15 protein-coding genes and 6 tRNA genes are annotated in these 14,071 nt (G+C 67.1%); 17 read left to right on the top strand and 4 right to left on the bottom strand.

Going from position 1 to position 14,071, the window contains the following annotated elements; all coding sequences use genetic code 11:
* Positions 1–62: 62 nt before the first annotated feature.
* Positions 63–923 carry a cytochrome gene (locus ACU18_RS03045; RefSeq protein WP_050684062.1) on the bottom strand — a complete coding sequence of 287 codons (861 nt, stop codon included), beginning with the start codon at positions 921–923 and terminating at the stop codon, positions 63–65.
* A 105-nt stretch (positions 924–1,028) separates the two neighbouring features.
* Positions 1,029–1,100, bottom strand: a tRNA-Val gene (locus ACU18_RS03040).
* 327 nt (positions 1,101–1,427) lie between these two features.
* Between ACU18_RS03040 and ACU18_RS03035 the strand changes: the two genes are divergently transcribed.
* From ACU18_RS03035 to ACU18_RS03005, 7 genes are all read left to right on the top strand, one after another.
* A tRNA-Gly gene (locus ACU18_RS03035) sits at positions 1,428–1,500 on the top strand.
* A 47-nt stretch (positions 1,501–1,547) separates the two neighbouring features.
* Positions 1,548–1,618: transfer RNA gene (locus tag ACU18_RS03030), tRNA-Cys, on the top strand.
* Between the two features lie 41 nt (positions 1,619–1,659).
* Positions 1,660–1,731: transfer RNA gene (locus ACU18_RS03025), tRNA-Val, on the top strand.
* Between the two features lie 59 nt (positions 1,732–1,790).
* Positions 1,791–1,863 (top strand) — tRNA-Gly (locus ACU18_RS03020).
* Between the two features lie 32 nt (positions 1,864–1,895).
* Positions 1,896–1,967 (top strand) — tRNA-Val (locus tag ACU18_RS03015).
* A 176-nt stretch (positions 1,968–2,143) separates the two neighbouring features.
* Positions 2,144–2,404: an antitoxin gene (locus ACU18_RS03010; protein WP_050684119.1), complete on the top strand. Its 261-nt coding sequence runs from the start codon at positions 2,144–2,146 to the stop codon at positions 2,402–2,404.
* A gap of 202 nt (positions 2,405–2,606) precedes the next feature.
* Positions 2,607–3,773, top strand: coding sequence for a benzoate/H(+) symporter BenE family transporter (locus tag ACU18_RS03005; RefSeq protein ID WP_050684061.1), 1,167 nt, complete (start codon positions 2,607–2,609; stop codon positions 3,771–3,773).
* A 27-nt stretch (positions 3,774–3,800) separates the two neighbouring features.
* Here the strand turns inward: ACU18_RS03005 and zapE are convergent, their stop codons facing one another.
* Complete coding sequence (zapE, locus tag ACU18_RS03000; RefSeq protein WP_050684118.1) at positions 3,801–4,838, bottom strand: cell division protein ZapE; 1,038 nt, start codon at positions 4,836–4,838, stop codon at positions 3,801–3,803.
* Between the two features lie 215 nt (positions 4,839–5,053).
* Between zapE and ACU18_RS02995 the strand changes: the two genes are divergently transcribed.
* From ACU18_RS02995 to ACU18_RS02980, 4 genes are read left to right on the top strand one after another with little or no spacing between them, the layout of a single operon-like run.
* A complete protein-coding gene (locus tag ACU18_RS02995) occupies positions 5,054–5,977 on the top strand; it encodes a sulfurtransferase (protein ID WP_050684060.1) in 924 nt (307 codons plus the stop codon).
* A 26-nt stretch (positions 5,978–6,003) separates the two neighbouring features.
* Complete coding sequence (locus ACU18_RS02990) at positions 6,004–6,462, top strand: SufE family protein (RefSeq protein ID WP_050684059.1); 459 nt, start codon at positions 6,004–6,006, stop codon at positions 6,460–6,462.
* A gap of 9 nt (positions 6,463–6,471) precedes the next feature.
* Positions 6,472–6,966: a Cys-tRNA(Pro) deacylase gene (gene ybaK, locus ACU18_RS02985; RefSeq protein ID WP_050684058.1), complete on the top strand. Its 495-nt coding sequence runs from the start codon at positions 6,472–6,474 to the stop codon at positions 6,964–6,966.
* Complete coding sequence (locus tag ACU18_RS02980; protein WP_157407529.1) at positions 6,959–7,492, top strand: hypothetical protein; 534 nt, start codon at positions 6,959–6,961, stop codon at positions 7,490–7,492. Before ybaK ends, ACU18_RS02980 begins: the two co-directional genes overlap by 8 nt.
* Before the next feature lie 24 nt (positions 7,493–7,516).
* Here ACU18_RS02980 and ACU18_RS02975 read toward each other — a convergent pair whose 3' ends face one another.
* Entirely contained in the window at positions 7,517–8,776 is a 1,260-nt protein-coding gene (locus ACU18_RS02975; protein WP_050684056.1) for an alpha/beta hydrolase family protein, read from the bottom strand.
* 103 nt (positions 8,777–8,879) lie between these two features.
* Between ACU18_RS02975 and ACU18_RS02970 the strand changes: the two genes are divergently transcribed.
* The 6 genes from ACU18_RS02970 to ACU18_RS02945 all read left to right on the top strand — a co-directional run bounded on the left by ACU18_RS02970 (position 8,880) and on the right by ACU18_RS02945 (position 14,031).
* Complete coding sequence (locus ACU18_RS02970; RefSeq protein ID WP_050684055.1) at positions 8,880–9,371, top strand: hypothetical protein; 492 nt, start codon at positions 8,880–8,882, stop codon at positions 9,369–9,371.
* Between the two features lie 14 nt (positions 9,372–9,385).
* Positions 9,386–9,913, top strand: coding sequence for a peptide-methionine (R)-S-oxide reductase MsrB (msrB, locus tag ACU18_RS02965; RefSeq protein ID WP_082178153.1), 528 nt, complete (start codon positions 9,386–9,388; stop codon positions 9,911–9,913).
* A gap of 144 nt (positions 9,914–10,057) precedes the next feature.
* A complete protein-coding gene (locus tag ACU18_RS02960) occupies positions 10,058–11,425 on the top strand; it encodes a DUF6421 family protein (protein WP_050684054.1) in 1,368 nt (455 codons plus the stop codon).
* Positions 11,422–12,147: an SDR family oxidoreductase gene (locus tag ACU18_RS02955; protein ID WP_050684053.1), complete on the top strand. Its 726-nt coding sequence runs from the start codon at positions 11,422–11,424 to the stop codon at positions 12,145–12,147. Before ACU18_RS02960 ends, ACU18_RS02955 begins: the two co-directional genes overlap by 4 nt.
* A gap of 84 nt (positions 12,148–12,231) precedes the next feature.
* On the top strand, positions 12,232–13,323 hold the full coding sequence (locus ACU18_RS02950) for a threonine aldolase family protein (protein WP_050684052.1): 1,092 nt from the start codon (positions 12,232–12,234) through the stop codon (positions 13,321–13,323).
* Between the two features lie 57 nt (positions 13,324–13,380).
* Positions 13,381–14,031, top strand: coding sequence for a DUF3000 domain-containing protein (locus tag ACU18_RS02945; protein WP_050684051.1), 651 nt, complete (start codon positions 13,381–13,383; stop codon positions 14,029–14,031).
* Positions 14,032–14,071 lie beyond the last annotated feature (40 nt).

Below are 14,071 nucleotides of genomic sequence, written 5' to 3'. Positions count from 1 at the left end.
CGCTGTTTTTCCTCACGTTGAGCGGCAAAGGGAACCCATCCAGTTTAGGTGCTCGCGCCTGGCTAGCCGGTGCGGGCGTGGGCCAGCGCCGGCGGGGCGATGGTGAGCAGTGCCGTGCCGGCGCTGACGGTGTCCGCGTTCAGCTCCCAGACGCGGCGCAGCGCGCAGAATTTCCACCAGTGGTGCTTCAGGACCTCGGGGTTGGCCCGGACGGGCCGGACCTCGGTTTCCCCGATGGCCACGGCCAGCAGGATGGGGTCGTCGCCGTGCTGCCACGGCTCCCAGGTGCCGGCTTGGGCGTCCAGCAGGCTTTCCTCGGCCTTCATGCCGGCCACCAGCTGCATCACCACTTTGTCGTCCAGGGGTTTGACCTGCCCGTCCCGGGTGGTGCCTTTGGTTTTGTAGTCGATCAGGCAGACCCGGCCGTTGATGCGGGCCACGAGGTCCAGCGTCCCGGCGTAGCCCACGGTGCTGTTCCACACCGTGATCTCCGGTGCGATGGGTTCCACCTTGAACAGTTCCCACCATTCATCGAACCGGACGGCGAAGGATTCCTCGCCGTTGGCTGCCAGCGCCTCCCGGGTTTCCTTCATGGTGTGCGGCCGGCCCAGTGCCCGCAGGGCCACCTGCTCGCAGTAGTTGTGCACCCTGTCCCCGCGGCGGGCGGCGTCATCACGGTACGTTTCGGCTGCCTTGGCTGCACGGTTCACGGCCTGCCGGATCTTTGCCGGACTGCCCAGGCTGTCTGCCAGCAGCGGGTCCTTGGCCAGGCTGCTTGCCCCCATGTAGCCAAACCAGCCATCGAGGCCGTGCGGCTGCTGACCGATGACATTGGTGATGGACGGCACGGCAAACTGCTCCGAGGTGGACCGCGCATACATCCGCCCGTATTCGGTGGCGTGGGCGAGGAGTGGATCTGTCATACAGGAAACTCTTTCACAGGGGGCCGACAATATCTCCGGGGTCTGGCACCGGGCACAAAAAAGGTCCGTCCCCGCTCTCAACGAGCGGAAACGGACCTTCTGCGGTGGGCGATACTGGGTTCGAACCAGTGACCTCTTCGGTGTGAACGAAGCGCGCTACCACTGCGCCAATCGCCCTGATGCACTTGAATGCTAGCCGACGCCGGGGGCATTTGAAAAATCGGCCGACGGCGGCCGGTTCCGCACTCCCCTCACGGTACCAATGAGAGGTGGCGCGTCAGGCCAAAGCAGTCCCGACTGGTCGTCGCCACCCTCTTTGCGCTGTGAACGGCGTCGGGAATTACATGACTGTAATTTTCAAGTTCCGCGCCATTACTGGGAAGGAAGGCTGCCACCGCCGGAAGCTGACCCGCGATTTGGAGAATCCCGGAACCTCCTATATTGTTTTTACTCGTTGGAACGCGAGGAAATGCCGGGAACGGCAGCGAATCATGCCTCCAAAATGCGGACGTAGCTCAGCTGGTAGAGCACCACCTTGCCAAGGTGGATGTCGCGAGTTCGAATCTCGTCGTCCGCTCGCAGGACACTGTCATGGCAATCATTCTTCGGAATGGGCGCCTACACGGTGGGTTGGCCGAGAGGCGAGGCAGCGGCCTGCAAAGCCGTTCACACGGGTTCGAATCCCGTACCCACCTCGGTTAAAAACCATGGCTTTCCAGGTCACACTGGAAGCAATGGGCGATTGGCGCAGCGGTAGCGCGCTTCCCTGACACGGAAGAGGTCACTGGTTCGATCCCAGTATCGCCCACTCGGCAAGGTAACTTGCCTCCTTGCAGTTGGAACGGTTCCGGCCGGAAAACTGCAGACGCGGACGTAGCTCAGCTGGTAGAGCACCACCTTGCCAAGGTGGATGTCGCGAGTTCGAATCTCGTCGTCCGCTCTGAAATCCCATTGACCGGTTTTCCCGGTTCCGGGCGATTGGCGCAGCGGTAGCGCGCTTCCCTGACACGGAAGAGGTCACTGGTTCGATCCCAGTATCGCCCACACTTGCAGCAGCTCTTCCGGAGCTGCTTTTTTTGTGCCCTTTCGACACCCGCCAGCCACTGGCATCCGCTGCGGGCGAACAGCTAAACCCACTGTTTTCCTTGGCACCTGCTGGTTCCGGGGCTAGGATCGAAGGCGGAGGAGCGACCTGGCTCCGCGATTGAAGGGAGGTGCTCGTGGGACTGATTGACGATCTAAAGGGCAAGGCTCAGGGTCTTATCCATGGAAACGAGCAGGCCATCAAGAACGGCATCACCAAGGCCGGCGATTTTGTTGATACCAAGACGGGCGGAAAGTACGCCGGTCATGTGGACAAAATCCAGGATGGCGCTTCCAAACTCGTGGACAAAAACGGTACCCCCGGTCAGGCACCTGCCAATGAGCAGGTTCCGCCGGCCCCTGTGAACCCGGTTCCGCCGGTCGACAGGGCTCCGTAAAGGATTCGGCCAGGGTTTTGCCCTAGCACGTCAAGGGGGCGCGGGTCCCGCCGGGAGGCGGCGCCCGCGCCTTTGGCGTTTAATCAGGCAGCTACCGCCCAGCGGGACCGATTCACCGTCCGCCCGGCCGCGCCGGTAACCTGCCCTCATGGCGAAATTACCCGCACCACCGCGGCAGCAACCGGCACGCAGGCTTTCCGGAATGGATTCCCGTCCGATCGTGGCCGGAACCGTTACCGCGCTGGTGGGCTTCACCTCATCGTTCGCCGTGGTCCTGGCGGGCCTTCGTGCGGTGGGCGCGGATGCCGGCCAGGCCGCATCCGGCCTGCTGGCCGTAACGCTGGCCGTTGGCTTGGGCGTCCTGGTCCTGTCCTTCCGCGCCAAAGTGCCGGTGACCCTCGCCTGGTCCACCCCCGGGGCGGCCTTGCTGGCAACGTCGGGAGCGGTCGACGGCGGGTGGCCGGCCGCCGTCGGCGCCTTCCTGGCGACGGGGGTACTGATCGCCATGACGGGCCTGGTGCCCGCCCTCGGCCGGCTGATGGCCAGGATTCCCACGTCGCTGGCGCAGGCCATGCTGGCCGGTGTGCTCCTGCAGCTGTGCCTGGCACCATTCAAGGCACTGGGCAGTGTTCCCCTGTTTGTGGCCCCGGTGATCATCTGCTGGCTGGCCATGATGAAGTTTGCGCCGCGCTGGTCTGTTCCGGCGGCCCTGGTGGTGGCGCTCGGGGTCATCGGGATCTCGCTGGCCGCCACGGGTACAGGCCTGGGCGACGGCGCCCTCCTGCCTGCCCTGGTGTGGACGGCGCCCGCTTTCAGCCTCCAGGCCATGGCCGGGATCGCCCTGCCGCTGTTTGTGGTGACCATGGCATCCCAGAACATCCCGGGCGTGGCGGTGCTCCGGTCCTTTGGCTACGAAACCCCGTGGCGGCCCTCGATGCTGGTCACCGGTGCAGGGACGGTGCTCGGGGCGCCCTTCGGCGGCCACGCGATCAACCTCGCAGCCTTGAGCGCCGCCCTCGCAGCGGGGGAAGAAGCGGGCGCTGACCGGAGCCGGCGCTGGCTGGCCGGCTTCACCTCCGGGCTGGCCTACCTGGTGCTGGCAGCCTTCTCGGCCGCCCTGGTCACCCTGGTCAGCGCGGCACCAGCCGGAATGCTCGAAGCCGTAGCGGGGCTTGCGCTGCTGGGCACCCTGGCAGGCTCCATCTCATCGGCCCTGGCGGACCCGGAAGACCGGATCGCTCCGGCCGTTACGTTCCTGATGGCAGCGTCCGGGCTGGCCTTTGCCGGCATCGGCTCTGCCTTCTGGGCCCTGGTGGCAGGGCTGGTGGTGCGCGCAGCACTCCGCCCGGACAGGCAGGCAGCGGACTGAAACCGGCGGCCGCCTGCAGCAGACGGGTCAGGACGGTTCGTGGTTCTGGCCTTCCCGGGCCAGTGCCGTGAGCCGGGAAACCGCACGGAAGTACTTCTTCATGTACCCGCCGGTCATCATTTCCTCGGTGAACAGCTTGTCGAACGGCACGCCGCTGGCGAGGATGGGCACGTCCTTGTCGTATAGCCTGTCGGCCAGGACCACAAACCGGAGGGCCACGGACTGCTCGGTGATGGTTTCCACGTTGCGCCACACGATCCCGTCGATGCCGCTGATCAACTGCCGGTACCGGCTGGGGTGCACCCCGGCCAGGTGCGCAAGCAGGGTGCTGAACTCATCGTCGGCCACCGTCTTGCCGGCAAACTCTGCTTTTACGTGGGCCGAGAGGTCGCTGTTTTTCAGCGGGGCGGGGGCGGCGGGCAGGCCGCGGTGCCGGAAATCCTCGCCGTCGATCCGCAGCACGTCGAACTGGTCCGCCAGGACCTGGATCTCGCGCTGGAAATCCACGGCGGCGAACCGGCCGTCGCCCAGGGAACCAGGCAGGGTGTTGGACGTCGCAGCGAGCTTCACGCCGGCGTCGGCCAGTTCCCGCATCAGGCGGGACATCAGGACGGTGTCGCCCGGGTCGTCAAGTTCGAACTCGTCAATGCAGACCAGTTTGTAGCTGCTCAGGGCCTCCACGGTCTTGCGGAAGGACAGCGCCCCCACCAGGTTGGTGTACTCCACAAAGGTGCCGAACGCCTTGGGGCCCGGGGCCAGGTGCCAGAGTGAGGCGAGGAGGTGGGTTTTGCCCACACCGAATCCGCCGTCAAGGTAGATGCCCGCACGGGATTCGTCCTTTTTGCCGAACAGCTTCTTGAACAGGCCACCCCCGCCGCCGGTACCGACGCCTTCGGCGAAGCCCTGCAGGGCGTGGACAGCAGCGGCCTGGCTGGGCTGGTTGGGATCCGGCCGGTAGCTTTCAAAGGACACCTGGCCGAACCGCGGCGACGGGAAGAACCCTTTGAGGAGTTCATCCACCGACACCGCCGGTGTGCGGGCGGCGAGCTGTTCGATCTGTACCAAGGTGGTCCGTTCTGCTGGTGGGTGGTCCCGGGAAATGATACCGGCAATGCCCGGCGCGGACGGGCGCTGCCGCCGGGGGACCACGGCGGCGTGACCAAGGCAACATTTCGCCCTGTTAACGGAATACGGACATCGTTCCGGGCGCTGGCTAGGGTGGGAGCAGGTCCCAATGCTGGTCCCGCGGTGCTCCCGTGTTCTCAATGAAAGGCCAAAACATGCCCTACGCGGTTGAACAGAACGACAAGTTCGCAGCCTACGCCCACCCCGAACGCCTGGTTTCCACCGAATGGCTCGCCGCCGCCCTGGCCGACGGCGCCGTGGAGAACGGCGGCCTGGTGGTGGTGGAATCCGACGAGGACGTCCTGCTGTACGAGACCGGCCACATCCCCGGCGCCGTAAAGATCGACTGGCACACCGACCTCAACGACGACGTCACCCGTGACTACGTTGACGGCGCCGCGTTCGCGGCCCTGGCCGCAGCCAAGGGCATCTCGCGCGACAGCACCGTGGTCATCTATGGCGACAAGTCCAACTGGTGGGCAGCCTACGCCCTCTGGGTATTCACCCTCTTTGGGCACCAGGACGTCCGCCTGCTCGACGGCGGCCGGGACAAGTGGGTGGCGGAGGAGCGGGAACTGACCCGGGACAGGCCGTCCCCGGCAGCCGGCACGTACCCCGAGGTTGAGCGCAACGACGCCCCCATCCGTGCGTTCAAGGACGATGTCCTGGCACACCTGGGCAAGCCCCTGATCGATGTCCGCTCCCCCGAGGAGTACACCGGGCAGCGGACCCACATGCCCGCTTACCCGGAAGAGGGCGCCCTGCGCGGCGGCCACATTCCCACCGCAGCGTCCATCCCGTGGGCTCGGGCCGCCGCACCTGACGGCACGTTCCGGGACCGCGCCGAGCTTGAGGCCCTGTACCTCGGCGAGGCCGGGCTCACCGAAGGCGACGATGTTGTGGCGTACTGCCGGATCGGCGAGCGTTCCAGCCACACCTGGTTCGCCCTCAAGTACCTCCTGGGCTTCGAGTCGGTCCGCAACTACGACGGTTCCTGGACTGAATGGGGCAACGCCGTGCGCGTCCCCATCGTCAAGGGCGCCGAGCGCGGCTCCGTGGCCGTCACAACGGGAGTCTGACCCGCCGTCGACGTAGACTTGGGCTGATGACTACTCAAGCCCTGCCTTCCGCCCTGGCGGCAATCGTTGACGACTTCCAGGCCCTCACCGAGCCTGAACGGCTGCAGCTGCTGCTGGAATTCTCGGAGGGACTCCCCCAGCTTCCGGACCGGCTCAAGGACCACCCCGAGCTGCTGGAGCAGGTGGTGGAGTGCCAGTCGCCGCTGTTCCTGACCATTGAAACGGAAAAGAACGCCGGTCCGGCCAGCCCCGTCCACTTGTACTTCAAGGCACCGGTCGAAGCCCCCACCACGCGGGGCTTCGCCGGGGTCCTGCACGAGGGCCTGGACGGGCTCTCCGCGGAGCAGATCCTGGCGGTGCCGGATGACATGCCGGAGCTGCTGGGCCTCACGCGGGCCATCACGCCGCTGCGGATGCGCGGCATGACGGCCATGCTGGGCCGGATCAAGCGCAAGGTCTCCGCAGCGTCGGGCATCGGCCGCTGACGCAGCCTGATGGCACGGAAGAACACCTCACAGGGAACTCCTGCAACAGCGGCACTTGCCGCGGCAGGGGTTCCCTTTGTGCTGCACCCGTATACGCATGATCCGGCAGCGCCCAGTTACGGGACCGAGGCGGCGCAGGCCCTGGGCGTGGACCCGGCCCGGGTTTTCAAAACACTCATGGTGGATGTTGAAGGCAGGCTGGCCGTGGGCATCGTCCCCGTCAGCGGGACCCTGGACCTGAAGGCCATCGCAGCTGCCCTGGGAGCCAAAAAAGCCGCCATGGCTGACCCGGCTGCGGCCCAGCGCCGCACGGGCTACGTGCTGGGCGGCATCTCGCCCCTGGGCCAGCGGCTGCCCTCCCCCACCGTCCTGGACAGCAGTGCCCTGGCTTTGGCCACCGTGCTGGTCTCCGGCGGCAGGCGGGGCCTGGACATCGAACTGGCGCCGGCTGACCTGGTCCGGCTTACGTCTGCCGTCACGGCGGCCATCGGCTCGCGTGCCTGAGCACCAGGCGGCACGTCCACCGGAGGGCGGGCCGGACGGCCGGCCCTCCGGTGGACGTGAGCGCAGGCCGGGCGGCAGGACGCCGGTGGTCCTGGGTCCGTTCGCTTTTATCAAAGGCTGGCTGATTGCCGTGGTGCTGTGGGTGGCGGGCCTGTGCATTGTCCAGGTGACGCAGGAAATTATCTCGTCCCGGCAGGCTGATGGCGGCGCGAACTTTGTGCCTGGCATGATCATGATGCTGGTGGTCTACGGTTTCGGGACCGCGTTGTTGGTGGCCACGCCGCTGGCGGCCCTGCTGGCGTTCCTGCTGCGGCCCGTGCAGAACCAGTGGCTGCATGTGGCGGCTTTTTTCGCCGTGCCAACCCTCACCTATTGGGTCCTGGGCGGCCTGCTGGGGCTGGGCTGGACGCTGGCTGCGCTGGGTTTCTGGGCCACGGTGGGTGCGTCCGCCGCGGTGGGACGCCTTGCCGTGTGGCGAAACGTGACGGCGTGGCAGGACGATGCCCTGCAACCCGGCGGAAGTTAGCCCACTGCCCGCAGGACGGGCCCGTCAGTTGGCCCCGGGGTTACGGCGGGGTGCCAGCTGCTGCCGCAGCCACGCCTTCACCAGCCGCTCCCAGCGTTCCGGATCCACGTTCCATTCCTTGGTGTGCCGGGCCCGGCTGAACGGCTCGAACGTCACCATCTCCGGGTTCCGCTCGGCCAGCAGGGTGGATGGCGGGTAGGGGACGTACTCGTCGTCCACACTGTGCAGGATCAGGGTGGGCGTCCGCAGTTCCACGGCCCGGGACACCCAGTCCATGGCTTTGAGGTCCACGGGGGCTGACAGGCCGGTGAGCCGGCGGCCCAGTGGGTGGCCGAGCATCAGCTGCCCGTAGCGTCCCACCAGGGAAGGAATGCGGTTCAGCTGGGCGTGGTGGGCCAGGACGTTGACCCAGTCGATCACCGGTGCATCCAGCACCATGGCGCGGATGAGGTGGCGGTAGCGGGAGAGGTCCGCGGTCTGCAGGCAGATGGCGCCGCCCATCGACCAGCCGAAGAGCACAATTTCTTGTGCACCGTTCGCCAGCGCGTACCCGATGGCTGCCTCGATGTCCTGCCATTCGGTGGAGCCGAGCCCGTACCGGCCGTCGTCCGCCGACGGTGCCAGCCCGTCGTTGCGGTAGGACACCAGCAGGCTGGTCAGCCCCAGTTCCAGCGCCGGGCCCACGGCCCGCAGCGCCTCCTGCCTGCTGGCGCCCCTGCCGTGCACCATGATGGCCCACGTCCGGGGGTTGCCCCCGGCCCGGACCAGCCACGCTGGGGCCTGGCCCCGGTCAACGTCAATCAGGACGTCCTCCGCGGGATACCCCGCGGCGGCCGGGTCAGGGTGGAGCGCACCGCTCCACCAGCCCCAGCGGGCCTTTTCCAGGTCGCCGCTGTACACCGCTTCAACCTCCCGCAGCACCGTCCGTTCGGCCGGCGAGTAGGAAATGATCCGGCCGATGCGCGCGTGCCCTTTGCCGCCGTCGAAATAAAACCCGTACGTACCCTCCACGGTGGTGTCGTCGCTGGCGGCGAAGATCACCTGCCGGGCCTGCCCGTCCCGGATGACGGCCAGCACTTCCTGGTCCGCCGTACGCTGCCGGGCGGGGGTGATGACCCGACGGGCAAAGTACACGGCGAGCGCCGAAGAACCGGTGGCCAGCAACCCTGCCAGGGCTCCGCCGCCGATCGTGCCGCCAATGGCCCATTTGGTCCGCAGCGACATCCTGGCGGGCTCCGGGGAGGCGGCGGTGCGGGAACGGCGGGTGCGCTGCGAAGAAGCCATGCTCCTATTCTTACCGCCCCCTGCGGTGTTGCCCGCATTTTGCCGGCGGTGCGTGCCGCGGCCCGGGCGTGCGGCCCCAGGTGCGCAGGACTAGGCTAAGGCCATGAGTGATCCCATCGTCATCCTGACCGAAGAACCCCTGGGGGCGGACGACCGCCTGAACATCGAGCGCCTGGTGGACGGAGCTGATTCGACGCTGCTGCTGCTTGTTCCTGCCAACACGGAACGGCATCTGCTGGTGGACTTCCTGGAGAACCTCTCCATGCTGGACATTGCCAAAGCCTTCAGGGACCTCACCTCCTCGACCCCGGACCCCGGTACGGAACGCGCCCAGGCCGCCGAAACCCTTGCCGTCTCCCTTGAGGCGTTGTCGGGCCTCGGCTCCGGCGTCACCGGCGAGGTGGTGGACGTCCGCCCGGTTGACGCCCTGGTGGCAAAGGTCCGCGATTCCGGCGCCACCCAGGCCGTGGTGATCACCCGCCCGCACGCCGTGGCGGACACCTTCCACACCGATTGGGCCAACAAGGCACAGGACCAGCTGGGTGTTCCCGTCCTGCACCTGTACGCGGGTTCGGGATTTATCGGCGACTCCTGAGCGTTGCAACGACTATGAGCATCTTCGGCAACAGCATTTTCAAAAAACAGGCAACCACCGCGGTCCCCGCCCCGGCAGGAACCGGTGACGACGCAACCCCCGCAGGTCCCAGCGTTGAAAAGAGCGATGCCCAGTGGCGGCAGGAACTGACTCCCGAGGAGTACCAGGTCCTGCGCAAGGCCGGCACCGAGCGCCCCTACACGGGTGAGTACTGGGACACCCACACCTCGGGCGTCTACCAGTGCAGGGCCTGCGGCACCGAGCTTTTCACCAGCAACGAGAAGTTCGACTCACACTGTGGCTGGCCTTCCTTCTGGGCCCCGCTGGCGGACGGCACCGTCCGCTACATCCACGACCGGACCCTGGGTATGGAGCGCATCGAGGTGCGCTGCGCCACGTGCGACTCGCACCTGGGCCACGTGTTTGAGGGTGAGGGCTACAACAACCCCACTGACCAGCGGTTCTGCATCAACTCGGTATCGCTCAAGCTGGTGGAAAAGGAAACCGGCCTACCGGCCAGTCCCGGGTCAACGGGCGCCTGATCCCTTAGCGCCGGGCCGGTCTCACCAGACCGGCCCGGCTACTGAGCAATAGTATTTCTTAGGCTAAGCCGTATTTTAGATTAGTTCTTCTGGTTGCTTGCTACGCTTTTTGCAGACCTAAAGCAATCAGGAAGGCAGCCTCCGATGACTGAAACCATCACCACCGCCATCGCCGGGATTTCCGCCGACAACCCGGACTGGACCGCACTCAAGGCGGCGGCCGGCACCCTGCAGGCCCTGCAGGCACAGGACGGTTCAGTCCCGGATCCGGCGGACCATCCCGCGGCGGCAGCACAGGTCGAGGACATCATTGCCGCGATCGGCGCCCTGGCCCCGGCCTTCCCGCACGATGCCCGGTATCTGGCCGCTGTGTGCACCGATTTCGACGCCTGGGCTGCGGCCGGCTTCGCCGTGCCTGACTTCCTGGCATCCCTGCTGGCCTTCCAGCCACAGGAGCAGCGCGTGAACGGCCTGCAGCACCTGGTCATCTTCCCGATGTACACCCAGAACGGCAGCAGCAGCCGCTTGGTCGAAGCAGTCCTCCTTGAAGTGATCTGGCCCGAATTCATCGCCGCGCTGGAAGCCGGGGACTACTCCAACAAGCTGTTTGTCCCCATCCGTTTTGTGGACTTCACCGCAGGCTACGACACCAACTCCGCGGTCCTGTTCCCCGAAACGGTTGCCGTCAGCACCACTCCCACGTTCACGTGGGGCGCCATTTTCGCCGACCGCGAGGCAGTGCGGTTCCGCCGGGTCCTTAAAGCCGCCGCAGGCATCACGGGCCTGGAACTTCCGGCGGGTGCCGCGGAACTGCTCGCGGACCAGGACCTCACGGAGGCCACCTTCGTGATGTGGGACCTGATCCACGACCGCACCCACATGCGCGGCGACCTGCCCTTCGACCCGTTCATGATCAAACAGCGGATGCCGTTTTTCCTGTACTCGCTGGAGGAACTCCGCTGCGACCTCACGGCGTTCCGCGAGTCGGTCCGCATCGACAAGGACGAAAATGCCGATCCGGAAGCCCGCCGGCACGCCAGGCTGGTGCAGTACGCCATCATCTTCGACAGGATCTTCCGGTTCGCCATCACCGGCAGCCGGGTCCGCAACTACGACGGCCTGGGCGGCCAGCTCCTCTTCGCCTGGCTGCACCAGCGGCACGTGCTGCATTGGACGGACACCCGCCTCAGCATCGACTGGGACAACGTCGCGGACGCCGTGATCGCCCTGGGGACCACCATCGACGACCTGTACTGGCGCTCCATCGACCGGCCCAAAACCGCGCACTGGCTTGCCGCCTACCAGTTGGTGGCCGGCACCCTCACGCCCAACCCGGCATCGGCCTGGGCCAAGGGCCCGGACGCCCTGCCGCTGGACGGTCCGCCGCGGGGCCTGACCGACCAGGTCCTTGACGATGAATTCCCGCTGTCCATGTTCTACGAAGCATTGGAGAAGAAGATGCGTCCCGTCATCGAATCCACCGCGGGGCTCACGGGCGGGTCGCCGCTGTGAGCCTTGGGTCCACGCCGGCAACCGTCCTGGTCACCGGCGGCAGCGGCCCCTCCGGCGTAGCAGTCGCCCGGGCCCTGCACGCCGCCGGGCACCGGGTGTGCACCGTTGGTTCCGATCCGGACCGGATCGCCGACGCCGCCCGGCAGGCGGGTGCCGGCGTCACCGCCTTCACCTGCGAGCTTTCAGTGCCCGACGACGTCCGGCAGCTCCGCGCGGACGTCACGGTGGCCGCCGGGCCGGTGGACGCCGTGATCCACCTGGTGGGCGGCTGGCGGGGTGCCAAGGGCATCGCGGACCAGACGGACGAGGACTGGGACTTCCTGGCGCGCGGCGCCATCACCACGCTCCGCAACGTCTCCCGGGTGTTTTACGACGACCTCGCCAAGTCTTCGGCCGGCAGGTTCGCCATGGTGTCCTCTACCGCGGTGACCCGCCCCACGGCGGCAACTGCCAGCTACGTGGCCGCGAAGGCGGCGGCCGAGGCCTGGACCATGGCCATGGCAGACGGGTTCCGGCGGGATGCCGGCCCGGGGGACGAACTGCACGCGGCCGCCGTCGTCCTGGTGGTCAAGGCCCTGGTGGACGACCAACTGCGCAGCAGCCATCCCGACCGGACCTTTCCCGGCGCCACCGACGTCGCGGACCTGGGTGCCGCCGTCGTGAATCTCTTCACCACTCCGGCGGACCAGCTTAATGGCACCCGGCTGGTCCTGGCCCCCTGACCCCCGGCAGCCGCGCAACCCGCAGCCGCGGTCCCGCACCGCGGCGCCTGCGGCTGTCCCTAAACTGAAAGTGTGAGCAAACCTTTGACAACCACAGCCGAATCCGCCACCGCCGCGCGCCTCCACAACCCGGACATCCGCGGCTTCGCATCCGATAACTATTCCGGCGTGCACCCGGAAGTCCTGGCTGCGCTGGCGGCCGCCAACGAAGGCCACCAGGTCTCCTACGGCGAGGACGACTACACCGCCCGGCTGCAGGACCTGCTGGCGGAACACTTCGGTGCAGGCATCGAATCCTTCCCGGTCTTCAACGGAACCGGCGCCAACGTGCTGGCGCTGCAGTCGCTGCTGCCGCGCTGGGGCGCCGTTGTCTGCGCGTCCACCGCCCACATCAACATGGACGAGAACGGCGCGCCGGAACGCATCGGCGGGATCAAGCTCCTGCACGTCCCCACGCCTGACGGCAAGCTGACACCGGAACTGATCGACCGCGAGGCTTGGGGCTGGGGCGATGAACACCGGGCCCAGCCGCTGGCCGTCTCCATCACGCAGACCACCGAGCTGGGGACCTGCTACACCCCGGAGGAAGTGGCGGCCATCGCCGAACACGCCCACGCCAAGGGCATGAAGCTGCACATGGACGGGGCCCGGCTGGCCAACGCCGCAGCCCACCTCCAGGTTCCGCTGCGGGCCTTCACCAGGGACGCGGGCGTGGACATTCTCTCCTTCGGCGGCACCAAAAACGGCCTGTTGTTCGGCGAGGTGGTGGTGGCCCTGAACCCGGAGGCGGCCTCAGGCCTGGTGTACCTGCGGAAAATGAACATGCAGCTGGCTTCGAAAATGCGGTTTATGTCCGCCCAGTTCATCGCGCTGCTCGAGGACGGCCTGTGGCTGCGCAGCGCGTCGCACGCCAATGCCATGGCCACCAGGCTGCGCGCCGCCGTCGACGGCATCGACGGGGTGCTGCCCACGCAGAAAACCGAATCCAACGGTGTCTTCGCCGTCCTCCCGGAGGGCGTGGCTGACCGGCTGCGTGCCTCGTTCCGCTTTTACGACTGGAATGAAGCTGCACGGGAAGTGCGGTGGATGTGTTCATTCGACACCACCGAGGAGGACATCGATGCGTTTGCCGCCGCGATCCGCCATGAACTTCGGGACTACCGCCAGGGCAGCTAAGCGCTGCCAACGGCGAGCCTTCCGGCGCTCACCTGCACCGTTGCGTACTCTGCGAAGGTGAACGCACTTGACCAGGTTCCCCCGGACTTCCTCCGGGCGTTGGGAACCCTCAGGAAAGCCCAGTGCCGCAAGGAACTGCGCCTGGCCGAGATTCCGGCCCCGGCCCGCCTGGCGCCCTTTGCCGTGGCGCTGGGCGCGGAGGTCATGGCCCACGGCGCCGGCACAGCCGCCACCGCCCTGCACGGACCCGCCGCAATGGCCCTCGCGGCCGCGGCGGGTTCCGCCGGCGATGACGATACGGAACTTGCCACCGGCCGCTTCATCCTCCTGCACGACCCCGACGGCTCGGCCGTGTGGGACGGCGAATTCCGCATCGTGACCTACATCAGGGCAGAGCTGGAAGCCGAGATGGGCAACGACGAGATGCTGGGAACGGTTGCCTGGACCTGGCTGGTGGAAGCGCTGGAAAACCACAAGGCCGACTACCGGGCAGCCGGCGGCACCGCCACCCGCGTCCTGTCCGAAAGTTTCGGCACCCTCTCCGAACGGCCCGGCACCATCGACATCGAACTCCGCGCATCCTGGACGCCTGCCACCGCCGATGTGACAGCGCACCTTGAGGCCTGGTCCGACATGGTCTGCACGTTCGCCGGCCTGCCGCCGCTGCCGGACGGCGTCACCTCTCTGCCCCACCGGCGCCGGAACTAGGATGCCGAACCGTCCCCCGACAGTCCCCAACCGGGCCGCC

This window comes from Arthrobacter sp. ZBG10 (assembly GCF_001238605.1).
Lineage (GTDB): Bacteria > Actinomycetota > Actinomycetes > Actinomycetales > Micrococcaceae > Arthrobacter.
This window is presented reverse-complemented; position numbering and strand designations above follow the sequence as displayed.